Origin of the sequence: Kluyvera sp. NPDC087067, from assembly GCF_044745165.1 — a bacterium.
In the GTDB taxonomy this organism is placed as follows: Bacteria; Pseudomonadota; Gammaproteobacteria; order Enterobacterales; family Enterobacteriaceae; genus Kluyvera.
Genome location: NZ_JBIUZS010000001.1, coordinates 21,418 through 44,277, shown reverse-complemented (window position 1 = coordinate 44,277; position 22,860 = coordinate 21,418). Strand labels below are relative to the sequence as shown.

General features: G+C 55.3%; 20 protein-coding genes and 1 riboswitch. Of the genes, 9 read left to right on the top strand and 11 right to left on the bottom strand.

Translation table 11 applies throughout. The features are described 5' to 3' along the window. Nucleotides 1-139 precede the first annotated feature (139 nt). The 3 genes from ybiB to rhlE form a co-directional block, all read right to left on the bottom strand. Nucleotides 140-1,108 carry a DNA-binding protein YbiB gene (gene ybiB, locus ACIPDS_RS00195; protein ID WP_400731859.1) on the bottom strand — a complete coding sequence of 323 codons (969 nt, stop codon included), beginning with the start codon at nucleotides 1,106-1,108 and terminating at the stop codon, nucleotides 140-142. Nucleotides 1,109-1,228: 120 nt separating this feature from the next. Then, nucleotides 1,229-3,376, bottom strand: coding sequence for an ATP-dependent DNA helicase DinG (gene dinG, locus ACIPDS_RS00190; RefSeq protein ID WP_400731858.1), 2,148 nt, complete (start codon nucleotides 3,374-3,376; stop codon nucleotides 1,229-1,231). 96 nt (nucleotides 3,377-3,472) lie between these two features. Further along, nucleotides 3,473-4,840: an ATP-dependent RNA helicase RhlE gene (gene rhlE / locus ACIPDS_RS00185; protein ID WP_166514939.1), complete on the bottom strand. Its 1,368-nt coding sequence runs from the start codon at nucleotides 4,838-4,840 to the stop codon at nucleotides 3,473-3,475. 229 nt (nucleotides 4,841-5,069) lie between these two features. Here rhlE and cecR point away from each other — a divergent pair, with 229 nt between their 5' ends. The 5 genes from cecR to ACIPDS_RS00160 all read left to right on the top strand — a co-directional run bounded on the left by cecR (nucleotide 5,070) and on the right by ACIPDS_RS00160 (nucleotide 10,797). After that, on the top strand, nucleotides 5,070-5,744 hold the full coding sequence (cecR, locus tag ACIPDS_RS00180; protein ID WP_400733374.1) for a transcriptional regulator CecR: 675 nt from the start codon (nucleotides 5,070-5,072) through the stop codon (nucleotides 5,742-5,744). After that, the gene (gene hlyD, locus ACIPDS_RS00175; RefSeq protein WP_166515086.1) at nucleotides 5,744-6,739 is read left to right on the top strand and encodes a secretion protein HlyD; all 996 of its coding nucleotides are present in this window, start codon (nucleotides 5,744-5,746) and stop codon (nucleotides 6,737-6,739) included. Before cecR ends, hlyD begins: the two co-directional genes overlap by 1 nt. Next, a complete protein-coding gene (locus ACIPDS_RS00170) occupies nucleotides 6,732-8,471 on the top strand; it encodes an ATP-binding cassette domain-containing protein (protein ID WP_400731857.1) in 1,740 nt (579 codons plus the stop codon). The genes hlyD and ACIPDS_RS00170 overlap by 8 nt, the downstream gene beginning before the upstream one ends. Then, entirely contained in the window at nucleotides 8,461-9,594 is a 1,134-nt protein-coding gene (locus ACIPDS_RS00165) for an ABC transporter permease (RefSeq protein WP_400731856.1), read from the top strand. The genes ACIPDS_RS00170 and ACIPDS_RS00165 overlap by 11 nt, the downstream gene beginning before the upstream one ends. Nucleotides 9,595-9,690: 96 nt before the next feature. Further along, nucleotides 9,691-10,797, top strand: a complete 1,107-nt coding sequence (locus ACIPDS_RS00160; protein WP_166514936.1) for an ABC transporter permease — start codon at nucleotides 9,691-9,693, stop codon at nucleotides 10,795-10,797. Here ACIPDS_RS00160 and ACIPDS_RS00155 read toward each other — a convergent pair. The 7 genes from ACIPDS_RS00155 to moaA all read right to left on the bottom strand — a co-directional run bounded on the left by ACIPDS_RS00155 (nucleotide 10,759) and on the right by moaA (nucleotide 14,913). Beyond that, nucleotides 10,759-11,169, bottom strand: coding sequence for a YbhQ family protein (locus tag ACIPDS_RS00155; RefSeq protein WP_166514935.1), 411 nt, complete (start codon nucleotides 11,167-11,169; stop codon nucleotides 10,759-10,761). The two genes, ACIPDS_RS00160 and ACIPDS_RS00155, sit on opposite strands and share 39 nt — an antisense overlap. A gap of 285 nt (nucleotides 11,170-11,454) precedes the next feature. After that, nucleotides 11,455-12,165, bottom strand: coding sequence for a Bax inhibitor-1/YccA family protein (locus ACIPDS_RS00150; protein ID WP_166514934.1), 711 nt, complete (start codon nucleotides 12,163-12,165; stop codon nucleotides 11,455-11,457). A gap of 41 nt (nucleotides 12,166-12,206) precedes the next feature. Next, entirely contained in the window at nucleotides 12,207-12,659 is a 453-nt protein-coding gene (gene moaE, locus ACIPDS_RS00145; protein WP_166514933.1) for a molybdopterin synthase catalytic subunit MoaE, read from the bottom strand. Between the two features lies 1 nt (nucleotide 12,660). Next, nucleotides 12,661-12,906: a molybdopterin synthase sulfur carrier subunit gene (moaD, locus tag ACIPDS_RS00140; RefSeq protein WP_166514932.1), complete on the bottom strand. Its 246-nt coding sequence runs from the start codon at nucleotides 12,904-12,906 to the stop codon at nucleotides 12,661-12,663. Next, the gene (gene moaC / locus ACIPDS_RS00135) at nucleotides 12,899-13,384 is read right to left on the bottom strand and encodes a cyclic pyranopterin monophosphate synthase MoaC (protein ID WP_166514931.1); all 486 of its coding nucleotides are present in this window, start codon (nucleotides 13,382-13,384) and stop codon (nucleotides 12,899-12,901) included. Before moaC ends, moaD begins: the two co-directional genes overlap by 8 nt. A 4-nt stretch (nucleotides 13,385-13,388) precedes the next feature. After that, nucleotides 13,389-13,901: a molybdenum cofactor biosynthesis protein B gene (gene moaB / locus ACIPDS_RS00130; protein WP_166514930.1), complete on the bottom strand. Its 513-nt coding sequence runs from the start codon at nucleotides 13,899-13,901 to the stop codon at nucleotides 13,389-13,391. 22 nt (nucleotides 13,902-13,923) lie between these two features. Beyond that, on the bottom strand, nucleotides 13,924-14,913 hold the full coding sequence (moaA, locus tag ACIPDS_RS00125; RefSeq protein WP_400731854.1) for a GTP 3',8-cyclase MoaA: 990 nt from the start codon (nucleotides 14,911-14,913) through the stop codon (nucleotides 13,924-13,926). Beyond that, nucleotides 14,901-15,035, bottom strand: a riboswitch (molybdenum cofactor riboswitch). Its footprint overlaps the gene before it by 13 nt. Before the next feature lie 231 nt (nucleotides 15,036-15,266). Between moaA and yvcK the strand changes: the two genes are divergently transcribed. The 4 genes from yvcK (at nucleotide 15,267) to pmrB (ending at nucleotide 19,646) form a co-directional block, all read left to right on the top strand. Then, nucleotides 15,267-16,172 carry a uridine diphosphate-N-acetylglucosamine-binding protein YvcK gene (gene yvcK, locus ACIPDS_RS00120; protein ID WP_166514928.1) on the top strand — a complete coding sequence of 302 codons (906 nt, stop codon included), beginning with the start codon at nucleotides 15,267-15,269 and terminating at the stop codon, nucleotides 16,170-16,172. A gap of 77 nt (nucleotides 16,173-16,249) precedes the next feature. Continuing rightward, a complete protein-coding gene (eptA, locus tag ACIPDS_RS00115) occupies nucleotides 16,250-17,881 on the top strand; it encodes a phosphoethanolamine transferase EptA (protein ID WP_400731852.1) in 1,632 nt (543 codons plus the stop codon). A 10-nt stretch (nucleotides 17,882-17,891) separates the two neighbouring features. After that, nucleotides 17,892-18,563, top strand: coding sequence for a two-component system response regulator PmrA (gene pmrA / locus ACIPDS_RS00110; RefSeq protein WP_400731850.1), 672 nt, complete (start codon nucleotides 17,892-17,894; stop codon nucleotides 18,561-18,563). A gap of 3 nt (nucleotides 18,564-18,566) precedes the next feature. Next, on the top strand, nucleotides 18,567-19,646 hold the full coding sequence (gene pmrB, locus ACIPDS_RS00105) for a two-component system sensor histidine kinase PmrB (RefSeq protein ID WP_400731849.1): 1,080 nt from the start codon (nucleotides 18,567-18,569) through the stop codon (nucleotides 19,644-19,646). An 898-nt stretch (nucleotides 19,647-20,544) separates the two neighbouring features. On the opposite strand, the gene uvrB is transcribed toward pmrB, so the two are convergent. Further along, nucleotides 20,545-22,569 (bottom strand): excinuclease ABC subunit UvrB, encoded by a 2,025-nt coding sequence (gene uvrB, locus ACIPDS_RS00100; protein ID WP_400731847.1) that lies wholly within the window; start codon nucleotides 22,567-22,569, stop codon nucleotides 20,545-20,547. Nucleotides 22,570-22,860 lie beyond the last annotated feature (291 nt).

Here is a 22,860-nt window from a genome sequence, read left to right as displayed (position 1 = left end):
CGCGCGGCGTGGTTTTTTTTTTTTTGTGTTTTTTTTGGGGGGGGGGGCGGGGGGGGGGGGCGGGCCTCCCCCCCAAAAAAAAAAATAAAATAATCCCCCCCCCCCCCCCCCCCCCCCGCCGCCGGGAATGCTCAAAGGCTTAATACATCTGCGCGACGCGCGCTAAGCCATCTGCCAGAGAGCTAACTTCACCCGCCGCCAGCAAACAGCAGGCCATCTGAATTTTCAGCGATTGTGGCACCGGCTCTACCCCCGCCACACAGCGTTCAATCCAGTGCGCTGTTGTTTGCGGATCTTTTGCCGTAGGTAACACCACCGCCTCTTCCGTTTGTTCGCTTTGCCTTTCGTAAACCACCCGCGCCCCCTGCGCATCAATCAGGGTCACCTGCGGGCAACGCTGGGGATTGGCGTACACTTCCCCTTCCGTGCCGTGCATCAACAAGCTACGGCCGCCGATATCGCTAAAGAACTTCGCCACTTTGCCCACATACTCAGGATGCGACACGCTCGACAGGCGCAAAGCTGCATCTTCTGCAAACGGCGTGGCGAGTTTCGCCAGCGAGTGGGCGCTGTTGCGCACGCCCAGCTGCCAGCGCATTGCCAGCTGTTTTTCCATCGGTGGGCACAGCGCGCTAATCGGAATATAAACCGGCTGATGACCGTCGAGTTTCGCCTGTGCTTGCCCAGCATGAAGCGTCGGCGCGATACCCATTAATTCAAAAATGGTTTCCGTCAGCACGCGCGTGGGATCTTCACTGACGCCGTGTACGACGACCGGGAAACCCAGCTTGTGCAGCAGCATCGCCAGCAGCGGCGTGAGGTTAGCCTGCTTGCGCGCGCCGTTATAGCTCGGAATAACAATCGGCATCGGCTTGCCTGCCGGTGGCGTCAGACGAAGAGTGTGGTGCTGCATAGCTTCATAGAAGCCCAGCATTTCCGCCTCTCCCTCGCCCTTAATGCGCATGGAAAGCAAGATGGCGCCCATTTCCAGATCCGGCACGTCCCCTGCAAGCATTCGGGTATATAAGCCGCACGCGGTATCCCGATCCAGGTCGCGAGCGTGATTTTTGCCTCGCCCGATCTCTTTGATGATTTTGCGGTAATCCATGTGCGACTCCTTTTGAATACTCATTCGACAGCAGCATTTTCGCGAAAAACCCAAGTGCGCGCTATCAGGCACCCTGAAAAGCTCGCCTGATGGCGGCTTTGCCTTATCAGGCCTACCGGGCTACCGTTTTTTACGGCGCGGCGTTTTGGCTTTCGGTTTTAACGCTTTGACTTCCGGGACTTCCGGGCGTTCGATAGGAAATACCGGTAACGCATTCAGTAAACGCTGACCGTAGTTTTTGGTCAACAACCGTTTATCGTAGATGATCACTTCGCCCCAACAGCTGTGGCTACGGATAAGACGCCCCACCTGCTGAATGAGGTTGAACGAGGCGCTCGGTAAACTCTGCACCTCAAAAGGATAGCGGTTGAGACTTTTCAGCCACTCACCTTCGGTTATCACTACCGGGCTGTCGATAGGCGGGAAGGCGATTTTATGAATATGCACCTGGCTTAGAAGCTCACCTTTAAGATCGAGCCCCTCAGCAAAAGATTGTAGCCCAACCAGCACGCTGTACTCGCCGTTCTCCACCCGCTTACGATGCAGCTCCACCAGCCGATAGCGCGGCTGATCGCCCTGCACCAGCAACATTAAACGCAGGTCGAGAACATGCTCCAGAAAGCGCTGCATAGCGCGACCGCTGGCAAAGAGCACCAGCATGCCATGATGTTTTTTACTCTCAACCTGCTGGCGGAAATAGGCCGCCATCTCGGCAATATGCTGCTCTTCGTTGTCGATAAGCGGTTCATACTGCATCTGCGGGATGATGATCTTGCCTTGTTCAACATGATTAAACGGGGAATCCAGCGCCACAAAGCGGTCGCCCGCTTTCTCTTTCAAGCCGCTCATTTCCTGTAAGCGCGAGAAGCTGTTAAGCGAACGCAGGGTCGCGGAAGTGACAACAATATGCGGTACGCTGCGCCACAGCAGGCGTTCAAGCTGATCGCTGACGCGGATGCCCACGCAGTGGAACCAGACGTGCATCTGCCCGTCGCGCACATCGCGCGTCGCCCATTTGGTCACCGGCGCGCCCGAAGCCTGCGCCAGCGACGCCAGCCGCCACAGTTTGCTCTGGGATTCAAACATCCCTAGCGCGCGGTTCATCTGCAAAATAATCCGATGCAGGCGCACGATATCGTGGCTGCCGGTTTTCTCGCTGAGATCGTTTAAAAATAGCTCGGCCAGCCCGCGCAGCATTTCGGTCAGTTTTGCCAGGCGCTGGCAGATTTCCATCACTTCGTCAGGCAACTCGCCCATCGGGAAGCGATGTTCAGCCTCCTGGGTCGCTGGCAGATAAAGATTGAGGATATTGTTGAGCGAGGCGATAAGCTCGTAAAGCTCTTCGCAGTGTGCGGTCAGCCGCTCCGGCAATGCCAGCGGCGGCGTGGTTTTCGGGCGGAACTGCTCCATGCAGGTTGCCACCAGCTTGCTAAAGAGATCGAGCTGAAGCCGATACCACGGGGCAGTAATTTCCGCGCTCATCTCCAGCGCATCGCGGGCCACATCCGGCAAATGATGGCCTTCATCAAGCACCAGCAGCAGGTTTTTCGGCTCTGGCAGTACCGCTTCACTCTCCATTGCCGCCATCACCAGCGCGTGGTTGGCGACCACCACTTCCGCTTCCTGAATCTCGCGGCGGGCGACAAAAAACGGGCATTCGCGGTAGTAATGGCAGTTACGATTGAGACAGCTGGCTTTATCCGTGCTGAGACGCCGCCACAGGTCGTCATCAATCGCGACGTCGGTGTGATCGCGCAAACCGTCCCATTTATAGCTGTCCAGATCGCCTTTTAGCTTTGCGCAGCGCTTCTGTTCTTCCTGATTATTCGGCGTCAGTTCGTCTTCAAGAAAGGCGAGCAGGTCTTGCTGGGTTGGGTCAGTGCTGGCAAGCGCTGACAGGTTGCGCGTACAGACATAACGGCCGCGACCAAAGGCTGCGGTAAAACGTAAATCGGGAATAATTTTGCGCAGCAGCGGCAGGTCTTTGCTGTAGATCTGATCTTGTAAGGCGACGTTGGCGGTACTCACCACCAGCGTTTTTTGTTCTTCCCGGGCGATAGCGATGCCGGGGATAAGGTAGGACAAGGTTTTCCCGACGCCGGTCGGTGCTTCGATAGCCAGATGCCGCCCCTCTTCCCCGGCCAGCGTTTTTGCGACGTCCGCAATCATCTGCCGCTGCGGCGCACGGGGGATAAAGTCGGGTATCTGTTCCTGGAGCGCCTTGTACCAGGCGGCGATTTGCGCTTTTAGCGCGGCGGTCAAAGCCATGAGAAAACCTGAGATACTGTATAAACAGCCACTATTGTGACATCTTCTGGCGGTTGCCGCAAAAAAGAAAGCCCGGCTTTCGGCCGGGCTCGCAATTTACTGTGCTGGGGTGATTCTACGCGGGCGACGCGGCGGACGCGGCTTATCGCTAGCCGGTTTGCCATCCGCACTGCGCGGCTTGGCTTTCGGTGCCCCGCCGTCGGTACGGCGTGGTGCCTGTTGACCCCGGCCCGCGCCTTGGCCTTGACCCTGACGGCCACGACCGCCGCCGTTGCCACCGCCGCGCTGCTGGCGACCGTTTTGAATCGGCTCAGCCTTGATAGACGGATCCGGCTCATAACCTTCCAGCGCAATACGTGGGATCTCTTTTTTCAGCAGGCGTTCGATATCACGCAGCAGTTTAATTTCATCGACACAGACCAGCGACAGCGCTTCACCCGTCGCCGCCGCGCGGCCGGTACGACCGATACGGTGAACGTAATCTTCCGGCACGTTTGGCAGCTCGAAGTTCACAACGTGCGGCAGTTCTTCGATATCCAGACCACGAGCGGCGATATCGGTCGCCACCAGTACGCGGATGTCGCCGGATTTAAAATCGGCCAGCGCGCGGGTACGCGCACCCTGCGATTTGTTGCCGTGGATAGCCGCGCTGCGGATACCGTCTTTATTGAGCTGTTCAGCCAGGTGGTTCGCACCGTGTTTGGTACGGGTAAACACCAGCACCTGCTGCCAGTTACCTTCCCCAATCATCTGCGACAGCAGTTCGCGTTTACGCTTTTTGTCCACCATGTGAACGTGCTGCGTCACCTGCTCGGAAGCGGTATTCCGGCGCGCCACTTCAATTTCCAGCGGGTTGGTCAGCAGTTTTTCAGCCAGGCCTTTAATGTCGTCGGAGAAGGTTGCAGAGAACAACAGGTTCTGACGCTTCGCGGGCAGTTTGGTCAACACGCGACGGATATCGTGGATAAAGCCCATATCCAGCATGCGGTCGGCTTCATCCAGCACCAGGATCTCTACCTGATCGAGCTTCACGGCATTTTGATGTTCCAGATCCAGCAGGCGGCCCGGTGTCGCCACCAGCACGTCAACGCCGCTGCGCAGCTTCATCATCTGCGGGTTAATGCTCACACCACCGAAAACCACCAGCGAACGAATGTTCAGGTAGCGGCTGTATTCACGCACGTTCTCACCAATCTGCGCAGCCAGTTCACGCGTAGGGGTGAGGATCAGCGCGCGTACCGGGCGACGACCTTTAACGTGCGGCTCACGGGATACCAGGGTTTGCAGCAGCGGCAGAGTAAAGCCTGCCGTTTTACCGGTACCGGTTTGGGCGCTCGCCATCAAGTCACGGCCCTGCAGTACAGCAGGAATCGCCTGCTGCTGAATGGGGGTGGGTTCCTGGTAACCTTGCTCAGCAATGGCACGCAGAATTTCGGGGTTCAATCCGAGGGAATCAAAAGACATACATACTCCACACCCACCCCGACCGCATGCGGTGTAGTTTTCGAGGGGATAAAAAACGAGGGAATGACAAAAACCACAATGTCATGAAGGGGCGGAGTGTAGCAGTTTTTGTGATACACCGCATAAATTATCCCCTTAACGGGGGAAAACAAGATTATTCACCGGACTGGACAAGATTAAAAACGCAGCATAATCTTAATCAATCATTTGATTAATTTTTGGTGGCATGATGAATGTAACGCCAATAACCAGCAAAGGTGAGCAAGCTAAAAACCAGCTCATCGCCGCCGGGCTCGCCCAGTTCGGCGAATATGGCCTGCACGCCACAACTCGCGATATTGCGGCCGAGGCCGGGCAGAACATTGCTGCCATTACCTACTATTTTGGCTCAAAAGAAGATTTATACCAGGCCTGTGCGCAGTGGATTGCTGACTTTATCGGCGAAAATTTTCGCCCGCATGCGGAGGCCGCTGAAAAACTCTTTGCCGAAGCGCAGCCGAACCGGGAAGCAATGCGCAGCTTAATTCTGCAAGCCTGCCGAAACATGATCTTACTGCTGACCCAGGACGACACGCTCAACCTGAGCAAATTTATCTCCCGCGAACAGCTTTCGCCGACGGCCGCCTATCAGCGTATTCACGACCAGGTGATTGCGCCGCTGCACGCGCACCTCACCCGGCTGATTGCAGCCTATACTGGCTGCGATGCCAATAGCACGCAGATGATCCTCCACACCCATGCACTGCTGGGTGAAGTTCTGGCATTCCGCCTCGGGCGGGAAACGATTCTGATGCGCACCGGCTGGTCGCAGTTTGATGGCGAGAAAGCCGAGCAAATCTTTCAGGTTGTGACCTGCCATATCGATTTTATTTTGCAAGGATTAACCCAAAGGAGCCTGAAGTGATGAAAAAACCGGTCGCCCTTATTCTGGCCGTTGCTGTGCTTGTCGCGCTGATTGGCGCGGGGACGTGGTGGTATCAGAGCTTGCAAAATAACGGTCTGACGCTGTATGGAAACGTCGACATTCGCACGGTTAATATGAGCTTCCGCGTCGGCGGTCGTTTGCAATCACTGAACGTCGATGAAGGCGACGCGATAAAGGTTGGGCAAACGCTGGGCCAACTCGACAAAGCGCCGTATGAAAATGCGTTAATGCAGGCCAAAGCCAATGTGGCGACGGCACAAGCGCAGTACGATTTGATGATGGCGGGCTACCGGGCAGAAGAGATCGCTCAGGCCGCAGCCGCCGTGAAACAGGCGCAGGCCGCCTATGATTATGCGCAAAGCTTCTTGCAGCGCCAGCAAGGATTGTGGAACAGCCGCACCATTTCAGCCAACGATCTGGCCAACGCCCGCTCCTCACGCGACCAGGCCTTCGCCACGCTGAAATCAGCGCAGGATAAATTAAGCCAGTATCGCGCCGGTAATCGTCCGCAGGAAATTGCCCAGGCGAAAGCCAATCTGGAACAGGCCCAGGCGCAGTTGGCCCAGTCAACGCTTGATTTACAAGACACGGTATTAACCGCCCCTGCTGATGGCACGATATTAACCCGCGCCGTGGAACCGGGCAGTATGCTTACCGCCGGCAGTACGGTCATGACCCTCTCGCTGACGCATCCGGTTTGGGTACGCGCGTATGTTGATGAGAAGAATTTAAACCAGGCACAGCCGGGGCGTGAAATCCTGCTGTATACCGACGGTCGTCCTGATAAGCCATATCACGGCAAGATTGGCTTTGTTTCACCTACCGCCGAGTTCACGCCGAAAACGGTCGAAACGCCAGACCTGCGTACCGACCTCGTTTATCGTCTGCGCATCATCGTGACCGACGCCGATGCCAGCCTGCGTCAAGGGATGCCGGTGACGCTCAGTTTTGACGATGAGCCGCGTCATGAGTGAACATCAGATCCAGCTTCACGGGCTGGTTAAAGAGTTCGCCGGGATGAAAAAACCGGCGGTAGCCCGGCTGGATTGTACCATTCAATCGGGCTACGTTACCGGTCTGGTTGGGCCTGATGGCGCGGGAAAAACCACGCTAATGCGCATGCTCGCCGGGCTGCTTAAGCCCGATGAAGGCAGTGCTACGGTGCTGGGGCTTGATCCCATTAATGATGATAGCGCCCTGCACGCGGTGATGGGCTACATGCCGCAGAAATTCGGGCTGTATGAAGACCTGACGGTGATGGAGAACCTCAATCTCTACGCCGACCTGCGCAGCGTGACCGGTGAAACCCGGGAGAAAACCTTCGCCCGGCTGCTGGAATTTACCTCGCTTGGCCCGTTTACCTCGCGGCTGGCGGGCAAGCTGTCCGGCGGGATGAAACAGAAACTGGGGCTGGCCTGTACGCTGGTCGGCGAGCCTAAAGTACTGCTGCTGGATGAACCCGGCGTTGGCGTCGATCCTATCTCGCGCCGCGAGCTGTGGCAGATGGTTCATGAGCTGGCGGGCGACGGGATGCTGATTCTGTGGAGTACCTCCTATCTCGACGAGGCCGAGCAGTGTCAGGACGTGCTGCTGATGAACGAAGGCGAGCTGTTATATCAAGGCGAGCCGACCGCCCTCACCCGCACCATGGCTGGGCGCAGCTTCCTGATGCACAGCCCGGCGGAAAATAACCGTAAGCTGCTGCAACGGGCGCTAAAGCAGGAGATCGTCAGCGACGGCATGATTCAGGGCCGGTCAGTGCGCACGATCCTCAAAAAATCCGCCACTGCAGAAGATCTGCAACGCGTGCCGGGCATGCCTGAACTGGAAATTGAGGAGACTACCCCGCGCTTTGAGGATGCGTTTATCGATCTGCTCGGCGGCGCGGGCACCTCAGAATCGCCGCTGGGCGCCATTCTGCATACCGTGGAGGGGACGCCTGACGAAACGGTGATTGAAGCCAAACAGTTGACCAAGAAATTTGGCGATTTTGCTGCCACCGACCATGTTAACTTCGCCGTCAAACGCGGCGAGATATTTGGCCTGCTGGGCCCAAACGGTGCCGGAAAATCGACCACCTTTAAGATGATGTGCGGTCTACTGGTACCCACCTCCGGCAATGCGCTGGTGCTGGGCATGGATTTGAAAACCGGTTCCGGTAAAGCGCGCCAGCATTTAGGCTATATGGCGCAAAAATTCTCCCTTTACGGCAACCTGACCGTTGAGCAAAACCTGCGCTTTTTCTCCGGGGTGTACGGCCTGCGCGGTCGCGCGCAGAATGAAAAAATCCGTAGTATGAGCGAAGCGTTTGGGCTCGATGAGATTGCCCGCCATACTACCGACGCGCTGCCGCTGGGCTTTAAGCAGCGTCTGGCGCTGGCCTGCTCGCTGATGCACGAACCGGATATTCTGTTCCTCGATGAACCGACTTCCGGCGTTGACCCCATCACCCGCCGCGAATTTTGGCTCCATATCAACAGCATGGTGGAGAAAGGCGTCACGGTGATGGTGACCACCCACTTTATGGATGAAGCGGAGTACTGCGATCGCATTGGCCTGGTGTACCGCGGCAAATTAATCGCCAGCGGCACGCCGGACGATTTAAAAGCGCAGGCGGCGGACGAAAAGCAGTCAGACCCGACCATGGAGCAGGCATTTATCACCCTCATAAATGACTGGGATAAGGAGCATGCCGATGAGCGCTAAAGGGCTGTCGTGGCGGCGCGTGCGGGCGCTGTGCGTCAAAGAGACACGGCAGATTATCCGCGATCCCAGTAGCTGGCTGATTGCCGTGGTGATCCCGCTGCTGCTGCTGTTTATCTTTGGCTACGGCATTAACCTCGACTCCAGCAAACTGCGCGTTGGCGTATTGCTGGAACAACAAAGTAAAGAGGCGCTGGATTTTACCCACACGCTCACCGGTTCGCCCTATATTGACGCGACCATTAGCGATAATCACGCGCAGCTGGTTGAGATGATGCAGGCCGGGCGCATTCGTGGGCTGGTGGTGGTGCCGGTTGATTTCGATAAGAAGATGGCGCGGGCTGGCGACGATGCGCCAATTCAGGTGATCACCGACGGCAGCGAGCCGAATACCGCGAACTTTGTACAGGGGTATGTCGAGGGCATCTGGCAAATCTGGCAGCAACAGCGCGCGGAGGATAACGGCCAGACCTTCACGCCGCTGATTGACGTGCAGACGCGCTACTGGTTTAACCCGGCGGCGATAAGTCAGCACTTTATCATTCCTGGGGCTATCACCATTATTATGACGGTGATCGGCGCAATTCTGACCTCGCTGGTGATTGCCCGCGAATGGGAGCGCGGCACCATGGAGGCGCTGCTGTCAACGGAAGTCACGCGCGTCGAACTGCTGTTGTGTAAGCTTATCCCCTACTATTTCCTCGGCATGCTGGCGATGCTGCTGTGTATGCTGGTGTCGGTGTTTATTCTTGGCGTGCCGTATCGCGGGTCGCTGATTATTTTGTTTTTCATCACCAGCCTGTTTTTACTCAGCACGCTGGGGATGGGGCTTTTAATTTCGACCATCACCCGCAACCAGTTTAACGCCGCCCAGGTGGCGCTTAACGCCGCATTTTTGCCGTCGATTATGCTGTCCGGGTTTATTTTCCAGATAGACAGTATGCCGGCGGCGATTCGCGTAGTGACCTATATCATTCCGGCACGGTATTTCGTCAGCACCCTGCAAAGCCTGTTTCTGGCGGGCAATATCCCGGTGGTGCTGATCATTAATACCCTGTTTTTAATCGCTTCGGCGGTGATGTTTATTGGCCTGACGTGGATGAAAACCAAACGTCGGTTGGATTAATGCCCCTCCCGGCGGCGCTGCGCTTGGCCGGGCTACATTTGCGCACAGTTGTAGCCCGGCCGAACGAAGTGACGCCGGGAATGATGGAGAACTCGCATGTTTTACCGTTTATGGACGCTTATCCGCAAAGAGCTACAATCGCTGCTCCGCGAGCCGCAGACCCGTGCGATTTTAATCGCGCCGGTTTTGATTCAGGTGCTGCTGTTCCCCTTTGCCGCCACCCTTGAGGTGACCAACGCCACCATCGCCGTCTATAACGAAGACAACGGCAAGCACGCCGTCGAGTTGACCCAGCGCTTTGCCCGCGCCAAAGCCTTTACCCACGTGCTGCTGCTAAAAAACCCGCAGGAGATTCAGCCGACCATCGACACCCAAAAGGCGCTGCTGCTGGTGCGGTTCCCGGCGGATTTCTCACGTAACCTCGATACTTTCCAGACCGCGCCCATGCAGCTTTTACTCGACGGACGCAACTCCAATAGCGCCCAGATCGCCGCGAACTATCTGCAACAGATCGTCAAAAACTACCAGCAGGAGCTGATGGACGGCAAAGCCAAACCCAACAACAGCGAGCTGGTAGTGCGCAATTGGTATAACCCGAACCTTGATTACAAATGGTTCGTGGTGCCGTCGCTTATCGCCATGATCACCACCATTGGCGTGATGATCGTCACCTCTCTTTCGGTCGCCCGCGAGCGCGAACAAGGCACGCTCGATCAACTGCTGGTCTCCCCGCTCGCCACCTGGCAAATATTCGTCGGTAAAGCGGTTCCTGCGCTGATTGTCGCTACCGCGCAAGCGAGTATTGTTCTGGGGATAGGAATCTGGGCGTATCAAATCCCCTTCGCCGGATCGCTGGCGCTGTTCTATTTCACGATGGTGATTTACGGGCTGTCGCTGGTGGGGTTTGGGCTACTGATCTCCTCGCTGTGCTCCACGCAGCAGCAGGCATTTATCGGCGTGTTTGTGTTTATGATGCCGGCGATTTTACTCTCAGGCTACGTGTCGCCGGTTGAGAATATGCCGCTGTGGCTCCAGCACCTGACGTGGATAAACCCTATCCGCCATTTCACGGATATCACGAAGCAGATCTATTTGAAGGATGCGAGTTTGTCGATTATCTGGGGGAGCTTGTGGCCGCTACTGTTCATAGCGGCCACGACGGGATCAGTGGCGTACGCGATGTTTCGCCGCAAGATCGCCTGAGTTTTTATCTTTAACCAGCAGCGAGAATACGGCTGGCCCGGCAAGGATTGCCAGCCCGGCCAACGCCAGCAGATAGTTATTGTGCAGCACGCGGGACAGCAGCCAAAGGGCAATCATCGCGGCGCCAAAATACCAGGTGGTCGTCAGTTCTTCGAACACATCGGCGACGTCTCGCCAACGTTTGTCGTGGTGGCGCTGCAGCGCCAGCATCAGTAAAACGCTTACGGCGTACAGCACGCAAAGGCCGAGTCCAACGCGCACCAGCGTGCCGCTCATCCAGCCCATAACCAACACGGCGACGACCAGTAAATGCAACATAATCTGCCAGCAACCTAGCCCTGTTGCGACACGAATTCGTTGTTGCCACTTCATGGCTTCTCTCCTGAAGAATTTTATTTGCTTATTCAGAGTACGCAAGTCTACGGAAAATTCCGTAAAGACGCTTCTTTTTGTGACAGTGGTGTCACATTTTCGTTCATATTGTGGAAAAACGTGATTAAACCTTCGCCAAACGAGGGGGAAATACGCAGGTTAACTCCCAGCATCAGGGCGAATGGCCGGGATATTATTCGTCCGGTGTGCCTGATAAGCGTAGCGCCATCAGGCACACCAGAACAGGTTGCCGGATGGCGGCGTCGCCTTATCCGGCCTACGGGTTTAGCGGCGGTTACCGAAGATGCGCAGCAGCATCAGGAACAGGTTGATGAAGTCGAGATACAGCGTCAGCGCGCCGAGAATGGCGTATTTGCGCAGGTTTGATGAATCACGGACATCAATTTGTTCACCGATATTTTTCAGTTTCTGCGTGTCGTAGGCGGTCAGGCCAACAAATACGATAACCCCGATGTAGGTAATCGCCCACATCAGCGCGGTGCTTTTCAGCCAGAAGTTCACAAGCGACGCCAGTACGATACCAATTAGCGCCATAAACAGCATATTGCCAAAGCCGCTGAGATCACGTTTGGTGGTGTAGCCGTAGAGGCTCATGATGCCAAACATACCGCCGGTCACGACGAAGGTGCTGGCGATGGATGAGTAGGTATAGACGATAAAAATGCTGGAGAGCGTCAACCCAGTGAGCGCCGAATACAGCATAAACAGCGTTGTCGCCACACCGGCGCTAAGACGTTGCACCATACCTGAGAGCACGAATACCAACGCCAGTTGCGCAATAATCAGCCCAAAGAAGGTGATTTTGCTGGAGAAAACAAACATCATCACCGCAGGCGTATTAGCCGCATACCACGCGATAAACGCGGTCAGCAAAAGCCCGCAGGTCATCCAGCCGTAAACCTGCGCCATATACGTTTGTAGACCTGAACGGGCCTGCACAATCGAATCAGAGCCAGAGCGAGGGAATCGTTCCATGACGTTCTCCTGAAGTTAAAAGAGCCTAAAGTAAGTGTACTCTACCAGCGTTCGGCTGCTTGCTTATCGCTGTCGCGCGCGTCTACCCAACGTTCCCCTTCCGGCGTGGCTTCGCGTTTCCAGAACGGGGCGCGGGTCTTTAGATAGTCCATGATAAATTCGCCCGCGTCAAAGGCGCTGCTGCGATGCGCGCTGGTGACGCCGACAAATACAATCTCATCACCGGGCCACATCTCACCAATACGATGGATAACGGTCACGCGGCCCAACGGCCAGCGTTCGCGCGCGGCATCGACGATCTCAGCCAGCGCTTTTTCGGTCATACCGGGATAATGTTCGAGGGTCAGCGCTTTGACGCTATCCCCGAGATTATGATTACGCACTTTACCGGTGAAGGTCACCACCGCGCCGTCTTCATCGCGGGCAGCAAGCCAAGGATACTCCTCGCCTACGCTAAACGGCTGGTGACCGACAATAATACGCGTTTCGCTCATCTCAACCTCCAGTAACTGGCGGGAAAAAGGCGACTTCATCACCGTCAGCCACCGGGTGGTCGAAACTCACCAGCGTCTGATTTACCGCCGCCAGCAGTTTGCCCTCTTCCAGCGCCAGCGCCCAACGCCCTTCTTGCGCCACTAAATGCTGGCGCAGCGCTTCTACCGTGGCAAATTCCGCGGCTAACGCTAGCGAATCGGTGCCGACAAGCTCACGAACCTGAGCAAAAAACAGCACATTAATCATGAGTATCCACCTTGAAATCACCGGATTTACCGCCGCTTTTCGCCAACAGGCGAACCGGGCCGATAACCATGTCTTTTTGCACCGCTTTACACATGTCATAAATGGTCAGCGCGGCGACCGACGCGGCGGTCAGGGCTTCCATCTCCACGCCGGTTTTTCCGGTCAGGCGGCACAGCGATTCAATGCGAACGCGGTTGTGTTGCGGTTCAGCCAGCAAATTGACTTCCACTTTGCTCAGCATCAGCGGGTGACACAGCGGGATCAACTCCCAGGTACGTTTCGCGGCCTGAATGCCAGCAATACGCGCGGTGGCAAACACATCGCCTTTGTGGTGGCTACCTTCGATAATCATCGACAGGGTTTCTGGCAGCATGGTGACGAACGCTTCGGCGCGCGCTTCACGAACGGTTTCCGCTTTGGCAGAGACATCCACCATATGAGCTTCACCCGCCGCGTTAATATGGGTCAGTTGCGACATGGTTTTATTTCTTCAGATGAGGGTGGAAGTTACATGGACGCGTACGGGCATCCAGCTGCGGGGCAATAATATTATCCCACGCGGTGCGACAGGCTTTGGTTGAGCCCGGCATGGCAAAAATCAACGTGCGGTTTGCCATCCCCGCCACTGCGCGCGATTGCAGCGTAGCAGTGCCAATTTCTTCAAAGGAGAGCATGCGGAACACTTCGCCAAAGCCTTCAATTTCGCGGTCAAACAGCGGCAGTAACGCTTCAGGGGCCTGGTCGCCATCGGTCAACCCGGTGCCGCCGGTGATAAGCACCACCTGCACGTCATCGCGGGCAATCCACGCGGAGACCTGGGCACGAATCTGGTAACGATTTTCTTTAACGATAGCTTTGTCGACGACCTGATGCCCAGCTTCCAGGGCGGAGTCGCGCAGGAAATGACCGGAAGTGTCATCCTCTTCGCCGCGACGATTTGAAACAGTGAGAATAGCAATGCGTGTCGGGATAAATTCAGCGCTCACCTGACTCATTTGATAGCTCCTTGATGACGAATCATCCACCAATATAGGATAAATTCTGGGTAATTCCGGTATCGCCCTGATGCAGAAAGTGGGTCTGCTTTTTATGGGTTAAGGCTTCAGCAATGCGCTCTTCCAGCGCCTGCTGCTGAGCGTCTTCCGCCAGCAGTTCACGCAGATCAACGCCGCCGTCGCCAAACAGGCACAGGTGCAGCTTCCCAACGGACGATACGCGCAGACGGTTACAGCTCGCGCAGAAGTCTTTTTCGTACGGCATAATTAAACCGATTTCCCCTTCATAATCGGGGTGGCAAAAGACCTGCGCCGGGCCGTCGCTGCGCTGACGGATTTGATGGATCCAGCCACGCTTAAGCAGTTGATCGCGCAGCACCATGCCGGAGATATGGTGTTTGCGGAACAGTTCGCTACTGTCGCCGGTTTCCATCAATTCAATAAAGCGGAGTTGAATGCGGCGCGGTTTGATCCACGCCAGAAAGGTGTCGAGCTGGTGATGGTTTACATCGCGCATCAGCACGGTGTTGACCTTCACTTTATCAAAGCCTGCGCTAAAGGCGGCATCGATGCCGTCCATCACCTGGCGGAATTTATCCTGACCGGTAATCGCGTGAAACTGACGCGCGTCCAGACTGTCCAGGCTGACGTTTAACGCCGTCAGACCAGCATCACGCCAGGCGGCGACATCACGCGCCATTCGGTAACCGTTGGTGGTGACGGCAATCTGACGGATAGCGGCGTTTTCTTTCACGGCGGCAATGACGTCGGTAAAATCACGACGTAAAGATGGCTCACCGCCGGTCAGGCGGACTTTTTCCGTCCCCAGGGCCGAAAAGGCGCGCGTAACCCGGCGAATTTCGTCAAGCGACAGAAATCCTTTGTTGGTCACCCCATTGGGCTGATAGCCATCAGGCAGGCAGTAGGTGCAGCGGAAATTGCAAACGTCGGTAATCGACAAACGCAGATAGAAAAATCTGCGCGCAAACGCATCAGTGAGTTGTGAAGCCATAGACACCTTTCCAAATACGGGAGGCGAGATCATTTCTTCCTTCGCCCTGGCGACAAGAATCTGCCGCGGCCAAAACGCCGTATTTTTCAACTTAGGCGCAGAGGCTAGAGTGTGTTGTTTAGTCTTAAAAACTAAACCAGGTTATGCCGAATAGTAGCGCGAGAAAAACAATTTCGCCATTCTCGCTTACGCTGTATAAAGTTATATATAGCGGTGTTATCCTGCATTTTCCGTACAGAATACGTAAAAATCTCCTTTTTGCATTGATATACGTCATTTTGACCGCGAGAGAGCATCGTCTTTTAGGGGTAGTTAGGCTAATGTAGGCACGTTTTTCACTATAAGGAAGTTGTATGCGCAATCGCACTTTTGCCGATCTTGACCGCGTTGTCGCACTGGGCGGTGGACATGGACTTGGACGCGTCATGTCATCCCTGTCATCACTCGGTTCACGCCTGACCGGCATCGTCACCACCACCGACAATGGCGGCTCTACCGGACGAATTCGTCGTTCGGAAGGGGGCATTGCCTGGGGGGACATGCGCAACTGCCTGAATCAATTAATTACCGAACCCAGCGTTGCTTCGACAATGTTTGAGTATCGTTTTGGCGGTAATGGCGAACTTTCCGGGCATAACCTCGGAAATCTGATGTTAAAGGCCTTAGACAACCTGAGTATCAGACCCTTAGAGGCCATCAATCTCATTAGAAACCTGCTAAAAGTGGAAGCATCCCTGATTCCAATGTCCGAACAGCCGGTAGATTTAATGGCAATCGACAGCGAGGGGCATGAAATCTACGGTGAAGTGAATATCGATCAACTTAAACTGCCGCCGCAAACATTAATGTTAACGCCGCAAGTTTCAGCGACGCGTGAAGCCGTGGAAGCCATCGCCGAGGCCGATTTAATTCTCATCGGCCCGGGCAGTTTCTACACCAGCCTGTTACCGATTCTGCTGCTGCCCGATATTGCCCAGGCAATGCGCCGCACGCCTGCGCCAATGGTCTACATTGATAATCTTGGCCGTGAGCACAGCCCGGCGGGCGATCTCAGCATTGAAACACGCATTGGGCTGCTGGAGCACTATATCGGCAAAGCGGTGATTGACGCGGTGGTTGTCGGGCCGAAAGTCGACGCTAGCCATGTGCAGTGTAAAGTGGTGGTCCAGCAGCCACTGGAAGCTGATGATATTCCCTATCGCCACGACCGCGCTCTTCTGCGTGCGGCGCTTGAGGAAGCACTTCAGGCATTTGGTTGAGCAACCTTAAAATCTTAAGGTTGTCTTAAAAAAGCTCAGGCAGTATAGCGAACATCATCATTACTGAGTCCATCGCTATGCTTCGCCTGTCACGCTATCGCCCGACCGTTAGTCGCTTAACGTACATCGTGTTGTTCGCACTCTATATTGCCCTGGCCCTGAATATCGTTTTCTATCGTCAGGCCTTCACCCTGTTGCCCGTAGATAGCGTGCATAACATGCTGGTGTTTATCAGCATGCCGGTGGTGGCATTTTCAGTGATGGCAATATTTCTGACGCTGGCCTCTTTTATTCGTCTTGAAAAACTCGTCGCCACGCTGTTTATTCTGCTGAGCGCCTGCGCTCAGTATTTCATGATGAATTTCGGCATCATTGTTGACCGATCAATGGTCACCAATATTCTAGATACCACCTCCGCTGAAAGCTATGCCCTACTCTCGGGCCAGATGGTCGTAGTACTGGGATTCACTGCGCTGCTGTTTATTGCGCTGGCGTGGTGGATAAAAATCAAACCGTCAGCAAATCTGTGGCGCGGGACGTTGACTCGCGCAATGACGCTGGTTGTCTCCGCCGTCTTAATTTTGCTGGTCGCTGCATTATTTTATAAAGATTACGCCTCGCTGTTTCGCAATAATAAGGAGCTGGTGAAGTCCTTAAATCCGTCAAACAGTATTGTGGCTATAAACTCCTGGTATTTTCACCATAAGATGGACAATTTACCGTTAGTTAAAATTGGTGAAGACGCGAAACAAAACGCGGCGATGAAAAATGGCCCGCGCAAAAATCTGACGATTTTAATCGTGGGTGAAACTTCACGCGCCGCCAATTTCTCACTGGGGGGTTACGACCGTGAAACTAACCCGTTACTCGCCAAAGATAACGTGGTCTATTTCCCGAAAACAGCCTCCTGCGGTACGGCCACCGCCGTTTCGGTTCCCTGCATGTTCTCGAATATGCCGCGTACCGGCTACGATGAGTCGCTCGCCCACCATCAGGAAGGTTTGCTCGATATTATCCAGCGCGCGGGGATTCAGGTGCAGTGGAATGATAATGACGGCGGCTGTAAAGGGGCCTGTGACCGCGTACCGCATCAGGATGTCACCGATTTAAAACTGCCCGGCGAATGTATTAACGGCGAATGTTACGACGAGGTGCTGTTCCACGGTCTGGAGCAGACCATCGATAATATGCAAGGTGACGGCGTGATTGTTCTGCATACAATTGGCAGCCACGGCCCAACGTATTACAACCGTTATCCACCAGCGTTCCGTCGCTTTACGCCAACCTGTGATACCAGCGAAATACAATCCTGTACTCAGGAACAGCTCAAAAATAGCTACGATAATACGATTTTGTACGTTGACTATATTGTCGATAAAGCCATTAAGCTGCTGCAATCCAAACAAGATAAATTCACCACCAGTCTGGTTTATCTTTCCGACCACGGCGAGTCATTGGGTGAGAACGGGGTTTATTTGCACGGGTTGCCTTATGCCATTGCGCCAGAAACGCAGAAACATGTGCCAATGCTGTTATGGTTATCCGATGATTATCAAAAACGCTATAACGTGAATTACGCCTGTCTGCAAAAAAAGGCCAAAGAAAATGACTACTCGCAGGACAATCTGTTCTCTACAATGCTGGGTATGACCGGCGTAGAAACACAGGAATATCGTGCCGCAGACGATATATTAGCCACGTGTAAATAGAGGCAAACGGATGAAAATATTAGTCGTTGAAGATGACACGCTGCTATTACAGGGGCTGATTCTGGCCATGCAGAGTGAAGGATACGCGTGCGATGGCGTCGAGACGGCGCAGCAGGCGGCGCTGAGTCTGGCTAACGGGCACTACAGTCTGGTCGTGCTGGATTTAGGTTTGCCAGATGAAGACGGATTGCATTTTCTAAACCGCATGCGCCAGGAAAAAATGAGCACGCCAGTGCTTATTCTGACCGCCCGTGACACCCTTGAGGATCGCGTGAGCGGTCTGGATACCGGCGCCGACGATTATCTGGTGAAGCCGTTTGCGTTAGAGGAGCTTAACGCCCGCATTCGCGCGCTGCTGCGTCGTAATCTCAATCAGGGCGATAACGAAGTCACGGTGGAGAATCTGCGTCTTAACGTGACGCGCCGCCAGGTATGGCTGGACGGTGAGATTCTGGAGCTGACGCCCAAAGAATACGCCCTGCTTTCACGCCTGATGCTTAAAGCAGGTAGTCCGGTACACCGTGAGATTCTCTACAACGATATCTACAACTGGGATAACGAACCGGCGACCAATACGCTGGAAGTCCATATTCACAATCTGCGCGATAAAGTGGGGAAAGCCCGTATCCGTACCGTGCGCGGCTTTGGTTATCAGTTGGTTAACTCCTGCAAGGCAGACTAAGCGATGGCATTATTTTCCGTTCGCAAATGGCCGATGCGTCATCAGCTGCTGCTCGCCATCGGCTTGATTCTGGTGTTTTTCCAGCTTATCAGCGTGTTCTGGCTCTGGCATGAAAGCAAAGAGCAGATCGAGCTGGAAGTCGCGATGCTGATAAACAATCACAATAATGCTAAGCATATTCAGCATGAAGTGCGAGAGGCAATTGCCAGCCTGCTGTTGCCAAGCCTGGTGATTATCTCGCTGGCGTTGTATCTGTGCTTGCAGGCGGTAAAAAGCATTACGCGCCCGCTCGCCGACCTGCAAAAAGAGCTCGATACCCGTACGCCGGGAAATTTGCAGCCCATCTTTCTGCAACAGACGACGGTTGAGGTGGAGGCTGTGACCAACGCCATTAACCAGCTGGTGCTGAATCTGACGCAGACCCTCGATCGCGAGCGTCTGTTTACCGCCGATGTCGCCCATGAACTGCGGACGCCGCTGGCGGGTTTAAAACTCCATCTGGAACTGCTGGAAAAGACGCAGCACTTGAATCTGGCGCCGCTGGTACAGCGCATCGATCAGATGACTGAGAGCGTTGCGCAGCTGCTGCTTTTAGCGCGCGTGGGCCAGTCATTTTCGGCAGGTAGCTATCAGCAGGTGAATCTGCTGAGTGATGTCATTGAGCCAATACGCACTGAGCTTGAAACTATGCTGGGTGCGCGAGCGCAAAAGCTGGTTATTCACCATCCGCCGTCGGCATTGACCGTTTCCGGTGATGCGACCTTGCTGCGTCTGCTGGTGCGTAATTTGCTGGAGAATGCGCATCGATACAGCCCGGAGAACTCGACGATTACGCTGTCGCTTGTGTCCGCATCACGACCAATGTTAGTGGTTGAGGATGAGGGGCCGGGGATTGATGAGTCGAAAGTGGGTGAGTTAAGCCAGGCGTTTGTGCGCATGGACAGTCGTTATGGGGGGATTGGTCTCGGGCTCAGCATCGTGACGCGTATCGCCCAGCTTCATGAAGCGGCATTCTTCTTGCAAAATCGCGAGAACGAAAACGGCACCCGGGCATGGGTGGAGTTTCAGTCGCCTAAGCATTAATGCGCGTCAGAACGTCATTATCCACTGGCAGACAAAACCGACGACAATGGCAATGGAGAGAGTGACGGTAAACAGTTGCTGGGTATTGAGAGGGAACATAGCGCGATCCTTATTTATTTTAAGGATAGTATGAGCGCAGTTTATTAAGTGAACATTAAGGCTGGCGTCTCCTGAGAGTGACGCCGTTCGCATTTCTCGCCAATATCCGCGCTAAGCCATCCCGGGGGCGGCTTGCGCCTTGCCCGGGCTACGGGAGGGTAGCCTGGCCGAACGGAGTGACGCCGGGGGTGGCACCGAGCTATCCCGGGGGCGGCTTGCGCCTTGCCCGGGCTACGGGAGGGTAGCCCGGCCGAACGCAGTGACGCCGGGGTGACACCGAGCTATCCCGGGGGCGGCTTGCGCCTTGCCCGGGCTACGGGACGGTAGCCCGGCCGAACGCAGTGACGCCGGGGGTGGCACCGAGCTATCACGGGGGCGGCTTACGCCTTGCCCGTGCTACGGGACGGTAGCCCGGCCGAACGGAGTGACGCCGGGGGTGACACTGAGCTATCCCGGGGGCGGCTTGCGCCTTGGCCGGGCTACAGGACGGTAGCCCGGCCGAACGGAGTGACGCCGGGGGTGGCACCGAGCTATCCCGGGGGCGGCTTGCGCCTTGCCCGGGCTACGGGACGGTAGCCCGGCCGAACGCAGTGACGCCGGGGGTAGCACCGAGCTATCACGGGGGCGGCTTGCGCCTTGCCCGGGCTACAGGACGGTAGCCCGGCCGAACGCAGTGACGCTGGGGGTGGCACCGAGCTATCACGGGGGCGGCTGGCGCCTTGCCCGTGCTACGGGACGGTAGCCCGGCCGAACGTAGTGACGCCGGGGTTAGCGCCGGGTCATACCGAGGGTGCCGTCATTATGACGTGGCGATAAACAACTCGCGGAGCTTGTGCAGCCGGTCGCGGGCTTCTGCCGCTTCTTCAAACTCGAGGTTTTGCGCATGTTTCATCATTTGCGCCTCCACGACCTGGATTTGCTGCTGCAACGCTTTCGGCGTCAGCACCGGTGCATCGGCTTCAACCACCGACGATGCGCCACGTGACTTACCGCGGCCTTTTGCTTTGGTCTTCGCCAGCCCCTCACCCATCGACAGAATATCAACGACGTCTTTGACCAGGCCCTGCGGCACAATGCCGTGCTCGACGTTGTACTGATGCTGCTTCTCACGGCGACGCTCGGTTTCACCGATGGCTTTGGCCATCGACGCGGTGATTTTGTCTCCGTACAGTATCGCCTTGCCGTTAATGTTACGCGCGGCACGACCAATAGTCTGAATCAACGAACGTTCAGAACGCAGGAAGCCCTCTTTGTCGGCGTCAAGAATTGCCACCAGCGAAACTTCCGGCATATCCAACCCTTCACGCAGCAAGTTGATTCCCACCAGCACGTCGAATTCGCCCAGACGCAGATCGCGTATGATCTCCATACGCTCGACGGTGTCGATATCAGAGTGCAGATAACGCACCCGTTCTCCGTGTTCTTCAAGATAATCCGTCAGGTCTTCCGCCATACGTTTGGTGAGCGTGGTGACCAGCACTCGTTCGTTAATCACCGCGCGCTTGCGAATTTCGGATAACAGATCGTCAACCTGCGTGCCGACCGGACGCACTTCGATAATCGGGTCAAGCAACCCGGTAGGGCGAACGACCTGGTCGATTACCTCGCCGCCAGATTTTTCCAGCTCATAGTTGCCCGGCGTCGCGGAGACATAAATCGTCTGCGGTGCCAGCGCTTCAAACTCTTCAAATTTCAGCGGACGGTTATCCAGCGCAGACGGCAGACGGAAACCATACTCGACCAGCGTCTCTTTACGCGCCCGGTCGCCACGGTACATGCCGCCGATTTGAGGGATCGTCACGTGGGATTCGTCCACCACCAGCAGACCGTCAGCCGGCAGGTAGTCAAATAGCGTCGGCGGTGGCTCGCCCGGCCCACGCCCCGAAAGGAAACGCGAGTAGTTTTCAATGCCCGAGCAGTAGCCCAGCTCATTCATCATTTCGAGGTCAAACTGGGTTCGCTGGCTAATGCGTTGCTCTTCGAGCAGCTTATTGTTTGCCAATAACACCTTGCGTCGTTCAGCCAGTTCAACTTTGATTTCTTCCATCGCCTGTACGATACGCTCGCGCGGGGTAACGTAGTGGCTTTTCGGGTAAACCGTATAGCGCTGGAGCGTGGTTTCGACGTGACCGGTTAGCGGGTCGAACAGTGACAGCCGCTCAACCTCTTCGTCAAACAGCTCAACGCGAAGCGCCAGATCGTCCGATTCTGCGGGGAAGATATCAATGACTTCACCGCGCACACGGAATGTCCCGCGCTGAAACGCCTGATCGTTACGGGTGTACTGCAAATCTGCAAGCCTACGCAGAATGGAGCGCTGATCGATAATGGTGCCCACCGTCAGGTGCAGCATCATTTTCAAATACAGGTCAGGGTCGCCCAGACCGTAGATGGCCGATACCGACGCCACCACGATAACGTCGCGCCGCTCAAGCAGCGCTTTAGTGGCGGACAGGCGCATCTGGTCGATGTGCTCATTCACCGCGGAGTCTTTTTCGATAAAGGTATCGGAGCTGGGAACGTAAGCTTCCGGCTGATAATAGTCGTAGTAAGAGACAAAGTACTCCACCGCGTTTTCCGGGAAGAACGCTTTCATTTCACCGTACAACTGCGCCGCCAGCGTTTTATTCGGTGCCAGTACCATGGTGGGACGCTGGAGGTCAGCGATGACGTTAGCCACGGTAAAGGTTTTCCCTGAACCGGTCACGCCAAGCAGGGTCTGATGCGCCAGACCGTCTTCCAGCCCCTCTTTCAGACGTGAAATGGCAACCGGCTGGTCGCCAGAAGGACTAAACGCGGAATGTAACTTAAAGGGTTTACTCATTGACAACGCTACCTGATGACTGATGGCCGGGCTGGAGATTAATTCTACTCGCCCCTCGCATATTTGCCAATAAAAAATACTGGATATAAACACAGTTGTGCATTATCGTATTTCGCCAGGCTGCGCAGATAACCCGCAAGAATCGGTGAAATTTAACGACCGGGCAGATAAAACCGCCACCAGATAAGGTTATCCCCAGAACATTTTCCCTTTTAACATTTGTCAATATAGGTCATGAAAGTTTTATGGCAATCACCTGCACTTTTTATGACGCCATTGCTTTTATTTATC

What these genes read in the sequence shown, in the direction of transcription:
- ybiB (WP_400731859.1), bottom strand. Translation starts at nt 1,108, where the DNA reads ATGGATTACCGCAAAATCATCAAAGAGATCGGGCGAGGCAAAAATCAC.
- dinG (WP_400731858.1), bottom strand. Translation starts at nt 3,376, where the DNA reads ATGGCTTTGACCGCCGCGCTAAAAGCGCAAATCGCCGCCTGGTACAAG.
- rhlE (WP_166514939.1), bottom strand. Translation starts at nt 4,840, where the DNA reads ATGTCTTTTGATTCCCTCGGATTGAACCCCGAAATTCTGCGTGCCATT.
- cecR (WP_400733374.1), top strand. Translation starts at nt 5,070, where the DNA reads ATGAATGTAACGCCAATAACCAGCAAAGGTGAGCAAGCTAAAAACCAG.
- hlyD (WP_166515086.1), top strand. Translation starts at nt 5,744, where the DNA reads ATGAAAAAACCGGTCGCCCTTATTCTGGCCGTTGCTGTGCTTGTCGCG.
- ACIPDS_RS00170 (WP_400731857.1), top strand. Translation starts at nt 6,732, where the DNA reads ATGAGTGAACATCAGATCCAGCTTCACGGGCTGGTTAAAGAGTTCGCC.
- ACIPDS_RS00165 (WP_400731856.1), top strand. Translation starts at nt 8,461, where the DNA reads ATGAGCGCTAAAGGGCTGTCGTGGCGGCGCGTGCGGGCGCTGTGCGTC.
- ACIPDS_RS00160 (WP_166514936.1), top strand. Translation starts at nt 9,691, where the DNA reads ATGTTTTACCGTTTATGGACGCTTATCCGCAAAGAGCTACAATCGCTG.
- ACIPDS_RS00155 (WP_166514935.1), bottom strand. Translation starts at nt 11,169, where the DNA reads ATGAAGTGGCAACAACGAATTCGTGTCGCAACAGGGCTAGGTTGCTGG.
- ACIPDS_RS00150 (WP_166514934.1), bottom strand. Translation starts at nt 12,165, where the DNA reads ATGGAACGATTCCCTCGCTCTGGCTCTGATTCGATTGTGCAGGCCCGT.
- moaE (WP_166514933.1), bottom strand. Translation starts at nt 12,659, where the DNA reads ATGAGCGAAACGCGTATTATTGTCGGTCACCAGCCGTTTAGCGTAGGC.
- moaD (WP_166514932.1), bottom strand. Translation starts at nt 12,906, where the DNA reads ATGATTAATGTGCTGTTTTTTGCTCAGGTTCGTGAGCTTGTCGGCACC.
- moaC (WP_166514931.1), bottom strand. Translation starts at nt 13,384, where the DNA reads ATGTCGCAACTGACCCATATTAACGCGGCGGGTGAAGCTCATATGGTG.
- moaB (WP_166514930.1), bottom strand. Translation starts at nt 13,901, where the DNA reads ATGAGTCAGGTGAGCGCTGAATTTATCCCGACACGCATTGCTATTCTC.
- moaA (WP_400731854.1), bottom strand. Translation starts at nt 14,913, where the DNA reads ATGGCTTCACAACTCACTGATGCGTTTGCGCGCAGATTTTTCTATCTG.
- yvcK (WP_166514928.1), top strand. Translation starts at nt 15,267, where the DNA reads ATGCGCAATCGCACTTTTGCCGATCTTGACCGCGTTGTCGCACTGGGC.
- eptA (WP_400731852.1), top strand. Translation starts at nt 16,250, where the DNA reads ATGCTTCGCCTGTCACGCTATCGCCCGACCGTTAGTCGCTTAACGTAC.
- pmrA (WP_400731850.1), top strand. Translation starts at nt 17,892, where the DNA reads ATGAAAATATTAGTCGTTGAAGATGACACGCTGCTATTACAGGGGCTG.
- pmrB (WP_400731849.1), top strand. Translation starts at nt 18,567, where the DNA reads ATGGCATTATTTTCCGTTCGCAAATGGCCGATGCGTCATCAGCTGCTG.
- uvrB (WP_400731847.1), bottom strand. Translation starts at nt 22,569, where the DNA reads ATGAGTAAACCCTTTAAGTTACATTCCGCGTTTAGTCCTTCTGGCGAC.